The sequence below is a fragment of the Jiangella alkaliphila genome (assembly GCF_900105925.1).
In the GTDB taxonomy this organism is placed as follows: Bacteria; Actinomycetota; Actinomycetes; order Jiangellales; family Jiangellaceae; genus Jiangella; species Jiangella alkaliphila.
The window spans coordinates 588413-603236 of record NZ_LT629791.1 but is presented as its reverse complement, the minus strand read 5'-3'; the positions used below and the strand labels follow the sequence as shown (position 1 = coordinate 603236).

Below are 14824 nucleotides of genomic sequence, written 5' to 3'. Positions count from 1 at the left end.
CTCCGCCCATGGGGCACCCGCACCTCGACGTCCGGCGGGCCGTCCGCACGGCGCTCGCGGATCTGCCGGACGGCGCCACGGTGCTGGTCGCCTGCTCCGGCGGCGCCGACTCGCTGTCCCTCGCCGCGGCGACGGCGTGGGTGGCGGCGCGGGCCGGGCTGCGGGCCGGCGCGGTCTGCATCGACCACGGACTGCAGGCGGGTTCGGCGCAGCGTGCGCGGTCGACGGCCGCCGCGCTGTGCGGCGGCCTGGGCCTGGACCCCGTCGTCACCGTCCACCTCGACGCGTCGCGCGGGCCGGACGGTCCGGAGGGCAACGCGCGGTCGGCCCGGTACGCGGCGCTGACGGCGTCGGCGGCCCGGGTCGGCGCGGCGGCCGTGCTGCTGGGGCACACGCTCGACGACCAGGCCGAGACCGTCCTGCTGGGGCTGGCCCGCGGGTCCGGGCCGCGGTCGCTGTCCGGCATGGCGGACCGATCGGGCCTGGTGCGACGGCCCCTGCTCGCCCTGCGCCGCGACGTCGTGCGGGCGGCGCTGCCGGCCGGGCTGACGCCGTGGGAGGACCCGCACAATGAGGACGCCGCCTACGCGCGCGCCCGGGTCAGGCATCGGGTGCTGCCGGTGCTCGAGGCCGAGCTCGGCCCCGGGGTCGCCGAGGCGCTGGCCCGCACCGCCGACCTCGCCCGCGCCGACGCCGACGCCCTCGATGCCCAGGCCGCCGCCGTCCTCGCCGCCCTCGCCGATCCCGCGTCCCCCGCGTCCCCCGACTCCGGAGTTGATCATGGAGAAGGTCGGGTCCCAGCGCGCCGGGAAGCCGACCTTCTCCATGATCAACAGTCGGAGGGTGCGGGGCTGGACGTCGCCGGGTTGGCGGAGCTGCCGCGGGCGGTGCGCTGGCGGGTGCTGCGCCGGGCCGCGATCGCCGCCGGCAGCCCGCCCACCGATCTGACCGCCGCCCACGTCGCGGCCGTCGACGCGCTCGTGACGGCGTGGCGCGGGCAGGCCGGCATCGATGTCCCCGGCGGTCTGCGCGCCACCCGCCGCGACGGCCGCTTGCACATCGCCCCCAGCAAGGGAGACGGCGGCCGGTGAGCAGAGCCGGCGCGGTGTGGGGAGGCGGAGGATGCGGAGCAGGCGTCAAGAGCGCGCGCGGCATGCTTCACCGCCGCGAAGCGGAGCCTGCGTAGCAACCTCCGCCTCCCCACACCCCTAGGCCCCGCGTGTGAAAGGCTGCCGTTGTGGATCCAGAACACGTCGACGGCGACCTCGAGAAGATCCTCCTGACCGAGGAGGAGATCCAAGGAAAACTGGCTGAGCTGGCCGCCGCCATCGAGCGCGACTACGAGGGCCAGGACCTGCTGCTCGTCGGCGTGCTCAAGGGCGCGATCATGGTGATGGCCGATCTCAGCCGGCACCTGTCGCGGCACGTCGAGCAGGACTGGATGGCCATCTCGTCCTACGGCTCCGGCACCCGCTCCAGCGGCGTGGTGCGCATCGTCAAGGACCTCGACACCGACATCACCGACCGGCACGTGCTCGTCGTCGAGGACATCATCGACACCGGGCTGACGCTGTCGTGGCTGGTGTCGAACCTGCGCTCGCGCGGGCCGGCGTCGGTCGAGGTGTGCACGCTGCTGCGCAAGCCGGAGGCCGCCAAGACCGCCGTCGACGTCAAGTACGTCGGCTACGACATCCCCAACGCGTTCGTCGTCGGCTACGGCCTCGACTACGCCGAGCGGTACCGCAACCTGCGGGTCGTCGGTACGCTGGCGCCGCACGTCTACAGCTGACGTGCAAGCGATGTGACGGAGTTGTCGAGCCCACCGGGAACACAGCGGCTCACCTGCGACGTTCTCAGCATGTACCAGACCTGCCGGAATGGTCGCGCAGGCCCGCGCAAGGTATCGTCGGACGATCCGACACCTTCGGTGGACATGCCGGGCGTTCGCGGCGTGTGCTGAAGCCAGCTGATCACAGGAGGTACGAGGCCAGCAGGTCTCGCATCATGAACGCCAAGCGATTCACGCGACCACTCATCTGGTTGCTCGTCTTCGTGCTCGCGGCCGTTGTGCTGAGCAGTGTGCTCGACCGTGCCGGCGGCGCGGAGGAAGTCGACACCGCTCGCATCGTCTCCGAGATCGAGGCCGGCAACGTCCAGTCCGCGAAGATCACCGGTGGTGAGACACAGGAGATCGAGCTCACGCTGGCCGACTCCGACAACACCAAGATCGTCGCGCAATATGTCGAGGGCCAGGGCCTGGCGCTGCAGGAGTCGCTGCAGGAGCTGCACGACGCCAACGGCACCTCGCTCGAGTCCTACAACGTCGAGGTGCCGCAGCCGAGCATCCTGTGGGGCATCCTCGGCACGCTGCTGCCGTTCCTGATCCTCGGTGGCCTGATCTTCTTCTTCATGACCCAGATGCAGGGCGGCGGCGGCCGGGTCATGCAGTTCGGCAAGTCGCGCGCCAAGCTGGCCAGCAAGGACGCGCCCAAGACGACGTTCGCCGACGTCGCCGGCGCGAACGAGGCCATCGAGGAGCTCCAGGAGATCAAGGAGTTCCTCCAGGAGCCCGGCAAGTTCCAGGCGGTCGGCGCCAAGATCCCGAAGGGCGTGCTGCTGTACGGCTCGCCCGGTACCGGCAAGACGCTGCTGGCCCGCGCGGTCGCCGGCGAGGCCGGGGTGCCGTTCTACTCCATCTCCGGTTCCGACTTCGTCGAGATGTTCGTCGGCGTCGGCGCCTCCCGGGTCCGCGACCTGTTCAAGGAGGCCAAGGAGAACGCGCCGGCCATCGTGTTCGTCGACGAGATCGACGCGGTCGGGCGGCACCGTGGCGCGGGCATGGGCGGTGGCCACGACGAGCGCGAGCAGACGCTGAACCAGCTGCTGGTCGAGATGGACGGCTTCGACGTCAAGACCAACGTCATCCTGATCGCCGCCACCAACCGGCCTGACATCCTCGACCCCGCACTGCTGCGTCCGGGCCGCTTCGACCGGCAGATCGCCGTCGAGCCGCCCGACCTCGAGGGCCGCGAGAAGATCCTGGGCGTGCACGCCCGAGGCAAGCCGTTGACCGAGGACGCCGACCTCCGCGCCGTGGCGCGGCGGACGCCGGGCTTCACCGGTGCCGACCTCGCCAACGTGCTCAACGAGGCAGCGCTGCTGACCGCGCGCAAGAACGAGAAGATGATCTCGCCGCAGGCGCTCGACGAGGCCATCGACCGCGTGGTCGCCGGCCCGCAGAAGAGCTCGCGCCTCATGAAGGACGCCGAGAAGCGCATCACCGCCTACCACGAGGGCGGGCACGCGCTGGTGGCCGCGGCGCTGCACCACACCGACCCGGTGCACAAGGTGACGATCCTGCCGCGCGGCGGTGCCCTCGGCTACACCATGGTGCTGCCCGACGAGGACAAGTACTCCACCACGCGCAACGAGATGCTCGACCAGCTCGCCTACATGATGGGCGGCCGGGCGGCCGAGGAGCTCGTCTTCCACGACCCCACCACGGGCGCGGCCAACGACATCGACAAGGCCAGCACGCTGGCCCGACGCATGGTCACGCAGTACGGCATGACGGAGCGGCTGGGCGCCATCAAGTTCGGCTCCGACCGGTCCGAGCCGTTCCTGGGCCGCGACATGGGCCACGAGCGCGACTACTCCGAGAACGTGGCGGGCGTCGTCGACGAAGAGGTGCGCAAGCTCATCGAGACCGCGCACCAGGAGGCGTTCGACATCCTGGTCGAGAACCGCGAGGTGCTCGACAACCTCGTCATCGCATTGCTCGAGCGCGAGACGTTGAACAAGGAAGAGGTCGCCGAGGTCTTCGCGAACATCCGCAAGCGCGGCCGCCGCCCGGCCTGGACCGGCTCGGCCACGCGCAAGCCGTCCGAGCGCGGCCCGGTGGCGTTCCCGATCAAGGTCTCGACCAACGGCCACCACGCCGAGGAGCAGGCGGCCATCACCGTCGCGCCCGACCCGACGCCGGTGCTGCCGCCGATGCCGGCGCCCGAGGGCCCGGTCGAGCGGTGAGCCGAGAGCCGGTTCCACCCGGGCAGTTCGACCACGCCCGGGTGGAGGCGGCCGTCCGCGAACTGCTGGTCGCGATCGGCGAGGACCCCAAGCGCGACGGCCTGCTCGACACCCCGGCGCGGGTCGCCCGGGCGTACGAAGAGATGTTCAACGGCCTGCGCCAGGACCCCGCTGACGTCCTGACCACGACGTTCGAGCTGGGCCACGAGGAGATGGTGCTGGTCAAGGACATCGAGCTGGCCTCGATGTGCGAGCACCACCTGGTCCCGTTCTACGGCTTCGCCCACGTCGGCTACATCCCCGGACCGTCGGGGCGCATCGCCGGGCTGTCCAAGCTGGCCCGGCTGGTCGACGTCTTCGCCAAGCGGCCGCAGGTGCAGGAGCGGCTCACTTCTCAGGTGGCGAACTCCCTGGTCGACCTCCTCAAGCCGGCCGGCGTCATCGTCGTCGTCGAGGCCGAGCACCTGTGCATGACGATGCGCGGCGTGCGCAAGCCGGGAGCGAAGACGGTCACCAGCGCCGTCCGCGGCCAGCTGCGCGACGCCACCACACGCGCCGAGGCGATGAGCCTGATCATCGGCCGCTGACGGCCGCTCAGGCAGGCCCGGCTCAGGCTGCGTTGACGCGGTCGCGCCAGGCCACCCACTCGCTCAGCGAGCCGAGGTCGTACGGCGGGCCGGACGCGCTGATGGTGAACAGGGTGATGCCCAGCTCGACCAGCTGCTCGGCCGCCGCGCCGGGCCGGCCGCTGACCGCCGTCGAGCGCTCGATCTCGTTCGGGTCGCGGCCGACGGTCGCGCACCAGCCGTCCAGCACCTCGCTCTTGTGCCGCAGCACGCCGGCGTCGCCGAAGGCGTGCCAGATGGTCCCGTGCTCGGCGACGTGGCGCAGCGTCTTCTTCTCGCCGCCACCGCCGATGAGGATCGGGATGTCGCGGGTGGGCGACGGGTTCAGCGCCGACCAGCGGCTCTTGATCCGCGGCAGCGCCTCGCCGAGGTCGTCGAGCCGGCTGCCCGCGGTGCCGAACTCGTAGCCGTACTCGTCGTAGTCGCGCCGGAACCAGCCGCCGCCGATGCCGAGGATCAGCCGGCCGTCGCTGATGTGGTCGACGGTGCGGGCCATGTCGGCCAGCAGTTCGGGGTTGCGGTAGCCGACGCTGCTCACCAGCGCGCCGATCTCCACGCGCGACGTCTGCTCCGCCCAGGCGCCGAGCATGGTCCAGCACTCGAAGTGCTTGCCGTCGGGCTCACCGCGCAGCGGGAAGAAGTGGTCCCAGTTGAAGACGATGTCGACGCCGGCGTCCTCGGCCTCCGCGGCGGCGCGGCGGATCTCCCGGTAGTCGGCGTGCTGCGGCTGGATCTGGACACCGATGCGGATCGGTCGGGTCATCGCTGGCCTCGTTCGTGAATCGGGGGACGGCCGGGGCTCCGGCCGTCAGCAACAACCCCGTCACGTCACCGCGTCATTCCTAACTACCCGCCTTGCGGTAGCCGTGCAGGTCGGTCTGGACCTGGTTGACGTAGATGTCGCCCGTGCCGTCGGGGTCGGGCACCCGCAGCGTGAGCCCGTAGTTCTCGTCGACGACGGACGCGGTCAGGTCGTGGCCGGTCAGCCGGGCCGCCAGCGGGCGGACGTCGCCGTCGTACTCGAACGAGACCTGGACGCTCGGCCGGTCGGTGCCGTGCGCGGCCACCAGCCCGCCGCCGGGCGCGACGAAGTCGACCCAGTCGCCCTGGTGCGACGCGACGCGTGGCGCCAGCCCGAGGCGGCTCAGCACGCCGGCCGCGCCCGCGACGTCCGGCGTGTACCAGAGCGGCAGCGTGGACAGCGCCGGGTCGGCGCCGGGCGGCGGCATGACCGGTGGGTGCTCGTCGACGTGTACCCGCAGGCCGTCAGGCCCGGTGACCTCCAGCCGCCCGCCGGCCGACACCGTCGCCAGCCCGTTGCGCTCGCACTCGGCGGCCACGGCGAGCAGGTCGGGCGCCTCGAAGCCGAGCTCGGCGCCGGGTTCGCCGGCCTGGACGACGGCGACCCGGCCGTGCCCCAGCGCGAGGTCGACGCGGTCGCCGTCGCGGCCGGTGACGACGCCGCCGAGCGCCTCGACGACCCGGACCCACGCGTCGGCATGTGGGGTGCGCCGCACCGGGCGGACGGTCAGCGTCATCGGGGATCCTCCTGCTCCGCGGTGGCGAGGTACAGCCGGAGCACCTTCTCGACGAACGCCGACAGGCTCAGCTCCTCGTCGATGCTGCGGTGCTTCGTGGCGCGGACGACGTCGGGCGGCAGATAGACGTTGAACTGCACCTTGTCGGCCATGGCTAGGATGCTAGCACGTGGTCGTCAGCCGAAGAGCTGGAACTCGGTGTTCAGCACGTAGACCGCGTCGCGGACCAGCAGGACGCCGGCGATGCCCATGATCCAGCCCAGCGTCTCGGCGGAGTTGGCCTGCAGCCAGTCGCGGAACCGCTCGAACCGTGCCCGCACGCGCTCGCCGGCCACCCGCCAGACCAGGAACAGCAGCACGCCCGGCAGCACCATGATCAGGTTGTAGCCGGCCAGCAGCGGCGCCCACTGCGCCGGGCTCAGCTCGTTCGACGTCATCAGGCCGATCGCGGCGAGGTACGGCAGCGCCGTCGCGGCCTCCAGCAGGCCGGTGGTGACGCCGAGCCCGACCATCGCCGGCACCGTCTGCGCCCGCCCGGCCCGCCGCTCCCGCCGTCCGCCCCCGCCGCCTTCGCCGGCACCGTCGCCGGCGTCCTTCTTCTTCGTCGGCACGAACCAGGCGCCGACGAACAGGGCGGCGCCGATGCCGGCCTGGATCAGGTACGCGGTCCGGCCGTTCACCGCGTCGCCGAGCGAGTCGACGAGTGCGCCGAGCCCGGTCATCAGCGCGGTGCCGAGGCCGAAGTAGAACAGCGCGACCGTGGCCAGGTAGCTGAACAGCAGCCGCGGCGTCCGCGCACCGGCGGTCAGCAGCAGGTAGATCGAGATGCCGATGGTGGCCGGGCTCATGGTGTCGAGCAAGGCCAGGCCATAGACCGGCAGGATGACGTCGAGCCCCACGGTGGTCTCCTTCGGGACGTTGCAACACGGGTGTGCGAAATAAATTAGCACATCCGTGATAGAAAGAGTCCATGCCGAAGGTGGTCGACCACGAGCAGCGCCGGCTCGAGCTGGCCGAGGCGGCGCTCCGAGTGGTGGTGCGTGACGGCGCCGCGGGGGCGTCCGTGCGGACGGTGGCGGCCGAGGCCGGCTGGTCGACCGGGGCGCTGCGCTACTACTTCTCCACCCAGCGTGAGCTGCGCGAGTTCGTGGCGGCGGTGGTCAACGAGCGGGTGGGGCAGCGCATCCGCGAGCGGCTGGAGGCCGAGCGGTCGCGGCTGCCGCTGCTGGAGCTGATCGCCACGCTGGTCGAGGAGCTGATCCCGCTCGACGAGCCGCGGCGCGAGGAGTTCCTGCTGTGGCTCGCGGTGACGGAGTGGTCACGTCAGGAGCCGCTGGCCGGCGCCGAGGAGGCGTGGGACGGGCAGCGCCGCCTCTACGTCGAGGCGGTGTTCGCGCTGGCCGGCTTCGAGGGTGAGCCGGTGGACGTCGACCCGCGGGTGGAGACCTGGGCGGAGTACCTGCACGTGTTCGTCGACGGGCTGGCCACCCAGGCGATGTTCGTGCCCGGCCGGATGCCGCCGGGGCGGATCCGGGCGGTCCTGCGCAGGTTCCTCGCGGAAGTGCCACGGCTCGCGGCCGGCTGAGTGCGCCGGCCGCGGCCGTGCCACGGCGTACGTGCGTCAGGTGAAGATGCTCACGCCGCCAGGCCCGACCAGCAGGCCGACGACGATCAGGACGATGCCCCACAGCATCTGGCCGCGGACCAACGAGACGATGCCCGCGATCACGAGGATCACGGCCAGGATCCAGAGCACGAATTCCATGGTGCCTCCTTCTTCTCATTCCCGACCGTTTGGTGCCCGAACGACCGATCTCCAAACGGGTGGTGCCGACCTGCGGGCCGTCGTGCGGGACAATGGAGTCGTGCCCGACAAGCCCTCGATCCCCGATGTCCTCGCCGCCCGCTACGCCTCGCCGGAGCTGGCCCGGCTGTGGTCGCAGCAGAACAAGATCGTCCTGGAGCGGCGGCTGTGGCTTGCCGTCCTGCAGGCTCAGCGCGACCTCGGCGTCGACGTCCCCGACGGTGTGGTCGAGGCGTACCAGGCGGTGCTCGAGAACGTCGACCTCGACTCCATCGCCGCGCGCGAGCGGGTGACGCGCCACGACGTCAAGGCGCGCATCGAGGAGTTCAACGCGCTGGCCGGCCACGAGCACGTCCACAAGGGCATGACCAGCCGCGACCTCACCGAGAACGTCGAGCAGCTGCAGATCCGCCTCTCCCTCGAGCACGTCCGCGACCGCATGGTCGCCGTCCTCGTCCGGCTGGCCGCGCGGGCCGCCGAGCACGCCGAGACCGTCATGGCCGGGCGCAGCCACAACGTCCCCGCCCAGGCGACGACGCTGGGCAAGCGGTTCGCGTCGGCGGCCGACGAGACGCTCGCGGCGTTCGACCGGGTGTCGGAGCTGCTGGCGAGGTACCCGCTGCGCGGCATCAAGGGCCCGGTCGGCACCGCGCAGGACATGCTCGACCTCCTCGGCGGCGACGACGCCCGGCTCGCGTCGCTGGAGCAGCGCATCGCCGCGCACCTGGGGTTCGAGCGGGTGCTCACCAGCGTGGGCCAGGTCTACCCGCGCTCGCTCGACCACGACGTCGTGTCCGCGCTGGTCCAGGTGGCCGCGGGGCCGTCCTCGCTGGCCACCACCATCCGGCTGATGGCCGGGCAGGAGCTGGTCACCGAGGGGTTCAAGGCCGGCCAGGTCGGCTCCAGCGCCATGCCGCACAAGATGAACACCCGCTCCTGCGAGCGGGTCAACGGCCTCGCGGTCGTGCTCCGCGGCTACGCGTCCATGGCGGCGGAGCTGGCCGGCGCGCAGTGGAACGAGGGCGACGTGTTCTGCTCGGTCGTGCGCCGGGTCGCGCTGCCCGACGCCTTCTTCGCGGTGGACGGCCTGTTCGAGACGTTCCTCACCGTCCTCGACGAGTTCGGCGCCTACCCCGCGGTCATCGCCCGTGAGCTCGACCGCTACCTGCCCTTCCTCGCGACGACGTTGGTCCTCATGGCCGCCGTCAAGGCCGGCGTCGGGCGCGAGACGGCGCACGAGGTCATCAAGGAGCACGCCGTCGCCGTCGCGCTGTCCATGCGTGAGCAGGGTGCGTCGCGGAACGAGCTGTTCTCGCGGCTGGCCGCCGACCCGCGGCTCGGGCTGGACCGGGCGCACCTGGACTCGCTGGTCCGGGCGCCGCTTGAGTTCACCGGCGCCGCTCGCGCCCAGGTCGGCGCCGTCGTGGCGAGGGTGGACGAGATCGCCGCCGCCCATCCGGTGGCGGCCGCCTACACCCCGTCCCCGATCCTGTAGCGGGGGCTGGAGCAGCAGAAACCCGGCGCGGAGTCGTCGCGAAACCAGGCATGCCGCCGGGGGCGGCGCCGCGAACGGCACCGCCCCCGGACAGCAACCTCTTCCTACAGGTCGGGCCGGTCGGTCACGCGCAGCGCGTTGACGATCGGCAGCTGGTAGCCGAAGCGGTCGTGGAACTGGACGTTCAGCGCCCCGCCGTCGTGCTCGACGACGATGGTGTGCTGGTCGGCCCAGAGGCCACGGACCTCGGCGGCGACGTCGTGGTTGACGAGGACGTAGTCGCCGTTGACGCTGACGTCGAAGACGCGGCGTCCGGGCAACATGTTGGCCTGGAACTCGGCGAACCCGAGCTCCACCTCATAGGTGCCGGCCGGCACGTTGTCGAACCGGTAGCTGAAGATGCCCGACCGCCGGTTCTGGAACAGCGCGTCGTCGTCGGTGCCACCGATCGCCCGGTTCGTCGACGAGACCTCGACCCGCTGGCCGACCCAGCCCCAGGTGCCGGCGGTGTACTGCTTGTCCGCCCGCCATACGTCCTGGTCACCGTCGGTGTACGCCGCGCCGCCGGCGTTGACACCCACCTGGTAGGCGGGCACCAGCAGCGAGACCGGGATCTGGTGGTTCGGCACCCGGCCGGCGTCGGTCGCGATCGTCAGCGTGGCCTCGTACAGGTTGGGCTCGAGGCCGGTGCTGTCGGCCGTGACGGTCACCGTCACCGACTCACCCGGAGCGAGCGTCCCCGAGGACGGGTCCTCGGTGAGCCACGGCACGTCACTGGCGTTCGGGACGCCGGTGTCGATGAGGTACGCCGTGTTCGTGAGCTGGCTGGTCGCCCAGAGCTCACCCGTGGCGTTCATCTCCAGGCCGGCGCCCGGGCCCGAGCCCTGCTCCGGGAACTCGATGGTCGAGATCGTGGCGCAGTCCGACGGGTCGATCTGGTAGATGAACGTGGTCAGCGAGCTGTTGACCATCCACAGTACGTCGGCCGTCGGGTTGTAGGCCAGGCCGGCGATGGACACGTCCTCGGTCTCGCACTGGGCGAGGGTGGCACCCGGGTCGGCGTGGGACTGGCCCGCGACGGTGTAGATGATGCCCTCGTTCCAGCCGCCGATGTAGAAGACGTCGTCGACGGGGTTGTAGGCGAGGCCGCGCTGCGAGATCCCGTTCCACGGGGAACCCGAGATGACGTACTGCTCGGTGCCGTCGCCGGTGTCGAAGCAGTGGATCGCGTTGTCGCCGCCGACGTTGACCTGGCACATCGCGCCACTGCTGGCGTCCAGTGCCATGTCGCCGTTCCAGACGCCGCCCCAGTTGCCCGGGAACACCTCGCCCGGCTCGCCCTCGACGGAGTACTGGTGGTTGGTGATCGCGTCGGGGTCGGACACCCAGACGTCGCCGTCGAAGCCGACACCCCAGGCGACCGAGACGCCCGCGGCCTCCCACTCGGCCAGCACGTCACCGGGCGCGGTCGGCGCCATGTCCCGCGCCGCCAGGTCGGCCAGCTGCTCCTTCGAGTACGTGCCGAGCGCGTTGGTGGCGTTCGGGTCCACCTTCGAGCTGCCCATCAGCGCCGGGGTCGGCGCCGTCTGACGGCCGGAGCCGCGGTCGACCTCGCTGGCCTCCCAGGCCAGGTCCGCGGAGCCGGCGTTGGTGATGGTCACCTCGCCGGAGCGGGTCTGCCCCTCGGTGATCGTCCAGGACAGCTCGTCGGACTCGACGACGGCGATGCCGGTGCGCAGCGCGTAGTCGACGGTGTTGACCTCGCCGTCCTGGTTGATCAGCACGTCCTCGGAGCCGGTCTCGTAGCCGCCGCTGCTCGCCTGCACCGTGTAGGCGCCGAAGAACAGCTGCATGCTGTAGTCGCCGTTCGCGTCCGTGCTGGTCTGACGGACGACGGTGCCGTCGGGCGCGACGGCGGCCACGGTGGCGCCGTCGATCGGCAGGTCGTCGTTGGCGTCGGTGACGGTGCCGGTGACGAAGCCGTTCGGCGGCAGCGCGAAGGTGATCGCGGTGTCGTCGGACAGCGCCGCCGCATTGAACGAGTACTGCAGCGCGTCGTTGCCGGCGGCGTTCTCGATGCCGACGGTGGCGCTGTTGCCGAGCTCCCGCGCCTGGGCCGGGTCGAGGTTCCGGTAGGCGTAGGTGACGGTCCCGTCCTCGTGCAGCGTCACGCTGAAGTCGATCCGCAGGTTCGCGACGTTGAAGAACGAGATGTTGCGGTACTCGATGACGAACCCGCCGTCGACGGCGCCGGTGTAGACCCCGCCGCCGGCCTGGATGTGCAGGTCGTCCCAGAACGGCGCCAGCGTCGCGTTCGGCGCGGCCGCGTTCGGCAGGGCGGTGTTGGTGTAGTTGGTGACCGGCGCCACGAAGTTCACGTGCCCGTTGGAGGACAGGTACGCGGTGTCGTAGCTGTCGCCGTAGAACGGGAAGTCGAACGGCAGCGCGACCGTCGCCGTCGACTCGTCCCCGGTCAGGGCCACCAGGTCGGTGCCCTCGACGTAGTCCGACGGTCCGGTGGTGCAGAAGTAGCCGTACCCGTCCGTGCGCTTCGGCAGGGCGAAGTTCAGCGTCGACGGCCCGCTGACCGTCAGCGCCTGCGTGAGCGCGGTGGTGCACTGCCCGCCGTCGGCGGTCAGCTCGTACGAGCCGGCCGGGACCGCGGCGAACGCGTACGTGCCGTTGGCGCCGGTCGTGACCGGCTCGACGGGCGCGCCGTCGATGCTGACGGTGGCGCCGGCGACCGGTGCCCCGGAGAGGGCGTCGGTGACGGTACCGGTGACGGGGTGGCTGGTGGCCGGCTCGAGGGGGACGTCGTGCGTCGTCGTGCCGTCCGCGGTGACGGTGGCGGTGGACGTCGCCGTCTCGTAGCCGAACGCGGACACCGTCACGTCGTACTCGCCGGCGGTGAGCACCAGCGAGTACGTGCCGTCGGCCGCGGTGGTGGTCTCCCGCTCGATCGGGCCGGCGACGGTGACGGTGGCGCCGTCGACCGGGGCGCCGGCCGCGGTGACGGTGCCGGACAGCGTGCCGGTCTCGCCGGTCGGGGCGGCCTCGAGGAGCGCGAGCGCGTCGAGCCGGCCCTCACCCCAGACGTTGTTGTCGTCCGCCGTGCCGCCGCACTGGAGGTTCTCGACGTCGATGGCGGTGTCGTTCAGCAGTGCCCGCGTGCCTTCGATGTCGCCGACCAGCGCCGGCGCGGCCGACCAGAGCAGCGCGATGGCGCCCGCCGTGTGCGGCGCCGCCATCGAGGTGCCGGAGAGCGAGCCGTAGCCGCCGCCATTGACCGACGACCGGACGTTCACGCCGGGCGCGGAGATGCTCGGCTTGATCTCGCCGTCCTGGCCGGGACCGCGGCCGGAGAAGCCGGCGATGTTGTTGTTGACGTCGTAGGCGCCGACGGAGTAGTTGATGGTCCGGCTGCCCGGCGACCCGCTGGTCTCGCACGCGCTGCCGCTGTTGCCGTTGGACCAGACGCCGAAGATGCCGGAGTCGGCCCACTCGATGAGGATGTCCTCCATGAACGGGTCGTTCGACGGGATGATCGACCCCCAGGAGTTGTTGACGATGTGCGGCCGCATCGACACGTCCGGGTTGTCGCCGTTGAGGTCGGTCGGCTCGAGCATCCACTCGCCGGACTCGATGAGGTCGGCGTCGGAGCAGGTGTTGCAGCCGTTCGCCGCGATCCACGTGGCGCCGGGCGCGACGCCGATCTGGTTGGCGGCACCGTCGTCGCCGACCATCGTGCCCATCGTGTGGGTGCCATGCGAGTTGCCGGCGCCGTCGAACGGGGTGTCGCTGGAGCCGGTGGCGTCGAACCAGTTGTAGTTGTGGTCGAAGCTGCCGCCCTCGTTGCCGCGGTACTGACCGACCAGCGCCGGGTGGTCGTAGTCGACGCCGCTGTCGATGTTGGCGACGACGACGCCCTCACCCTGGACGCCGAACTGTGACCAGACGTCGTCGGCGTTGATGTTCGCGACGCCCCACTCGACCGCGTTCGTGCCCATGCCGCTGGACGGCTTTGCGTCGACCGGTTCAGGCAGCTCGTAGGTGCGCGGCGCCCGGATCTGCTCGACGCCGTCGAGCGCGGCGAGCTCCTCGGCCAGGGCGCGACTGCCGTCCTGGACCAGGATCGCGTTGGTGATCCAGTGGGCCTGGTAGCCGATGCCGCGCTCGTCGAGGAGCTTGCGGACGGCGGCCTGCGACTGGTCGGCGGTCGCCTTGAGCTGGTCGACCACGAACTGACCACGTTCGGTCCAGTCCTCGATGGCCGTCGCGGACGTCGTCCGGGCGGACGAGCTGAACCGGACCCAGAAGTCCGCGCTGTCCTTGACGGCGTCGGGGTCGAAGACCCCTGGCTCGATCTTCGACGCGGGCTCGGCCGGTCGGCCGAAATCGGCCTGTGCCGGAGTGGCGGCCAGGACCGCCGACACCAAGGCGAAGACCGAGAGTACGGCGGCGAGATATCGCCGCCTTCGCTGGGATGGAAGCTGCACGGGGACCTCCTGTGTGGGCGCGACACGGCGGAGGCAGGTGACCGGGGGCCGTGTCACACTTGTCCGGAATGCGGTGGCGCCATCCTCGCTACGTCCGGCTAGCGCGACAAGGTCGGTTCCGGGGCAAGACGGAGGCCGTTGGCGGGCGGTGTCAGAGGGATTGACTCCCGGATGCCCTGGATTTAACCGGAAATATTCCGCTGGACATACCAAACCGTCGCGAAACCTGTCATGCTGCCAAGCAATCGGTGGGGCGATTTGCAGGGAGTTGGTGCATGGTGTCCGCAGCGCCATACATTGAAGCGATCACGCCATTCGTCATCTGCGTCGGCACGACGCTGGAGGACTCGACCGCGATCGCGCAGGCGATCGACCGGCGGGCGATCGTGATGATCGCACCCGACACGGAGGCGGCGCGGCGGCTGCTCGTCGGCGAGGACGGGGTGCCCGACAGCCCGGCCGGCGTCGAGGACCTCGAGACCCGCGTCATCGAGCGCGGCTGTCTGCGTGTCGACCTGGTGTCACGGCTGGTCACCTGGGGTGACGTCGACATCGCGCTGAGCGCGCGGGAGTTCGACCTGCTGGCCACGCTCGCGGCGGAGGTCGGCCGGGTCTGGACGTTCGAGGAGCTGATGTCCCGGATCTGGAAGACCCGCTACTTGGGCGACGCCGACCCCGTCGTGTCCGCCGTGAAACGGCTGCGGCGGCGGCTGGCGCTGGTGGTCGAGGAGCTGCGCGTGGTGTCCGTGCGTGGCGTCGGCTTCCGGCTGGTCGTCCCGGACTGACCCCCTTTCCCTCGTGGAGCTCACCGCTGTTTGAACCTCCGCGGTCGGCGATGG

13 protein-coding genes are annotated in these 14824 nt (G+C 71.2%); 7 read left to right on the top strand and 6 right to left on the bottom strand.

What is annotated here, in order from left to right:
• The first annotated feature begins 8 nt into the window (after positions 1-8).
• The 4 genes from tilS (at position 9) to folE (ending at position 4613) form a co-directional block, all read left to right on the top strand.
• Positions 9-1091 (top strand): tRNA lysidine(34) synthetase TilS, encoded by a 1083-nt coding sequence (tilS, locus tag BLV05_RS02760; RefSeq protein ID WP_046766557.1) that lies wholly within the window; start codon positions 9-11, stop codon positions 1089-1091.
• 146 nt (positions 1092-1237) lie between these two features.
• Positions 1238-1789, top strand: a complete 552-nt coding sequence (gene hpt / locus BLV05_RS02755) for a hypoxanthine phosphoribosyltransferase (protein WP_046766558.1) — start codon at positions 1238-1240, stop codon at positions 1787-1789.
• A gap of 215 nt (positions 1790-2004) precedes the next feature.
• Positions 2005-4026 carry an ATP-dependent zinc metalloprotease FtsH gene (ftsH, locus tag BLV05_RS02750; RefSeq protein WP_046766559.1) on the top strand — a complete coding sequence of 674 codons (2022 nt, stop codon included), beginning with the start codon at positions 2005-2007 and terminating at the stop codon, positions 4024-4026.
• A complete protein-coding gene (folE, locus tag BLV05_RS02745) occupies positions 4023-4613 on the top strand; it encodes a GTP cyclohydrolase I FolE (RefSeq protein WP_046766560.1) in 591 nt (196 codons plus the stop codon). Before ftsH ends, folE begins: the two co-directional genes overlap by 4 nt.
• Before the next feature lie 22 nt (positions 4614-4635).
• On the opposite strand, the gene BLV05_RS02740 is transcribed toward folE, so the two are convergent.
• From BLV05_RS02740 to BLV05_RS02725, 4 genes are all read right to left on the bottom strand, one after another.
• Positions 4636-5415 (bottom strand): LLM class F420-dependent oxidoreductase, encoded by a 780-nt coding sequence (locus BLV05_RS02740; protein ID WP_046766561.1) that lies wholly within the window; start codon positions 5413-5415, stop codon positions 4636-4638.
• A 79-nt stretch (positions 5416-5494) separates the two neighbouring features.
• Positions 5495-6190: a glyoxalase/bleomycin resistance/dioxygenase family protein gene (locus tag BLV05_RS02735; protein WP_046766562.1), complete on the bottom strand. Its 696-nt coding sequence runs from the start codon at positions 6188-6190 to the stop codon at positions 5495-5497.
• Positions 6187-6342, bottom strand: a complete 156-nt coding sequence (locus tag BLV05_RS02730; protein ID WP_046766563.1) for a ribbon-helix-helix domain-containing protein — start codon at positions 6340-6342, stop codon at positions 6187-6189. Before BLV05_RS02730 ends, BLV05_RS02735 begins: the two co-directional genes overlap by 4 nt.
• 24 nt (positions 6343-6366) lie before the next feature.
• Complete coding sequence (locus tag BLV05_RS02725; protein ID WP_052762038.1) at positions 6367-7089, bottom strand: GAP family protein; 723 nt, start codon at positions 7087-7089, stop codon at positions 6367-6369.
• Positions 7090-7160: 71 nt separating this feature from the next.
• On the opposite strand from BLV05_RS02725, the gene BLV05_RS02720 reads away from it, so the two are divergent.
• Positions 7161-7775, top strand: coding sequence for a TetR/AcrR family transcriptional regulator (locus BLV05_RS02720; RefSeq protein WP_046766564.1), 615 nt, complete (start codon positions 7161-7163; stop codon positions 7773-7775).
• A 36-nt stretch (positions 7776-7811) separates the two neighbouring features.
• Here BLV05_RS02720 and BLV05_RS36410 read toward each other — a convergent pair whose 3' ends face one another.
• Entirely contained in the window at positions 7812-7955 is a 144-nt protein-coding gene (locus BLV05_RS36410) for a GPGG-motif small membrane protein (protein WP_169790486.1), read from the bottom strand.
• A gap of 100 nt (positions 7956-8055) precedes the next feature.
• On the opposite strand from BLV05_RS36410, the gene purB reads away from it, so the two are divergent.
• Positions 8056-9489: an adenylosuccinate lyase gene (gene purB / locus BLV05_RS02715; RefSeq protein WP_046766565.1), complete on the top strand. Its 1434-nt coding sequence runs from the start codon at positions 8056-8058 to the stop codon at positions 9487-9489.
• A gap of 104 nt (positions 9490-9593) precedes the next feature.
• Here purB and BLV05_RS02710 read toward each other — a convergent pair whose 3' ends face one another.
• Entirely contained in the window at positions 9594-13985 is a 4392-nt protein-coding gene (locus tag BLV05_RS02710) for a carboxypeptidase regulatory-like domain-containing protein (RefSeq protein ID WP_197683513.1), read from the bottom strand.
• Between the two features lie 275 nt (positions 13986-14260).
• On the opposite strand from BLV05_RS02710, the gene BLV05_RS02705 reads away from it, so the two are divergent.
• Positions 14261-14770, top strand: coding sequence for a winged helix family transcriptional regulator (locus BLV05_RS02705; protein ID WP_052762040.1), 510 nt, complete (start codon positions 14261-14263; stop codon positions 14768-14770).
• Positions 14771-14824 lie beyond the last annotated feature (54 nt).

Bases quoted from the DNA above. Each gene is read 5' to 3' on its own strand.
- tilS (WP_046766557.1), top strand. From the start codon at position 9: ATGGGGCACCCGCACCTCGACGTCCGGCGGGCCGTCCGCACGGCGCTC.
- ftsH (WP_046766559.1), top strand. From the start codon at position 2,005: ATGAACGCCAAGCGATTCACGCGACCACTCATCTGGTTGCTCGTCTTC.
- BLV05_RS02740 (WP_046766561.1), bottom strand. From the start codon at position 5,415: ATGACCCGACCGATCCGCATCGGTGTCCAGATCCAGCCGCAGCACGCC.
- BLV05_RS02735 (WP_046766562.1), bottom strand. From the start codon at position 6,190: ATGACGCTGACCGTCCGCCCGGTGCGGCGCACCCCACATGCCGACGCG.
- BLV05_RS02730 (WP_046766563.1), bottom strand. From the start codon at position 6,342: ATGGCCGACAAGGTGCAGTTCAACGTCTATCTGCCGCCCGACGTCGTC.
- BLV05_RS02720 (WP_046766564.1), top strand. From the start codon at position 7,161: ATGCCGAAGGTGGTCGACCACGAGCAGCGCCGGCTCGAGCTGGCCGAG.
- BLV05_RS36410 (WP_169790486.1), bottom strand. From the start codon at position 7,955: ATGGAATTCGTGCTCTGGATCCTGGCCGTGATCCTCGTGATCGCGGGC.
- BLV05_RS02705 (WP_052762040.1), top strand. From the start codon at position 14,261: ATGGTGTCCGCAGCGCCATACATTGAAGCGATCACGCCATTCGTCATC.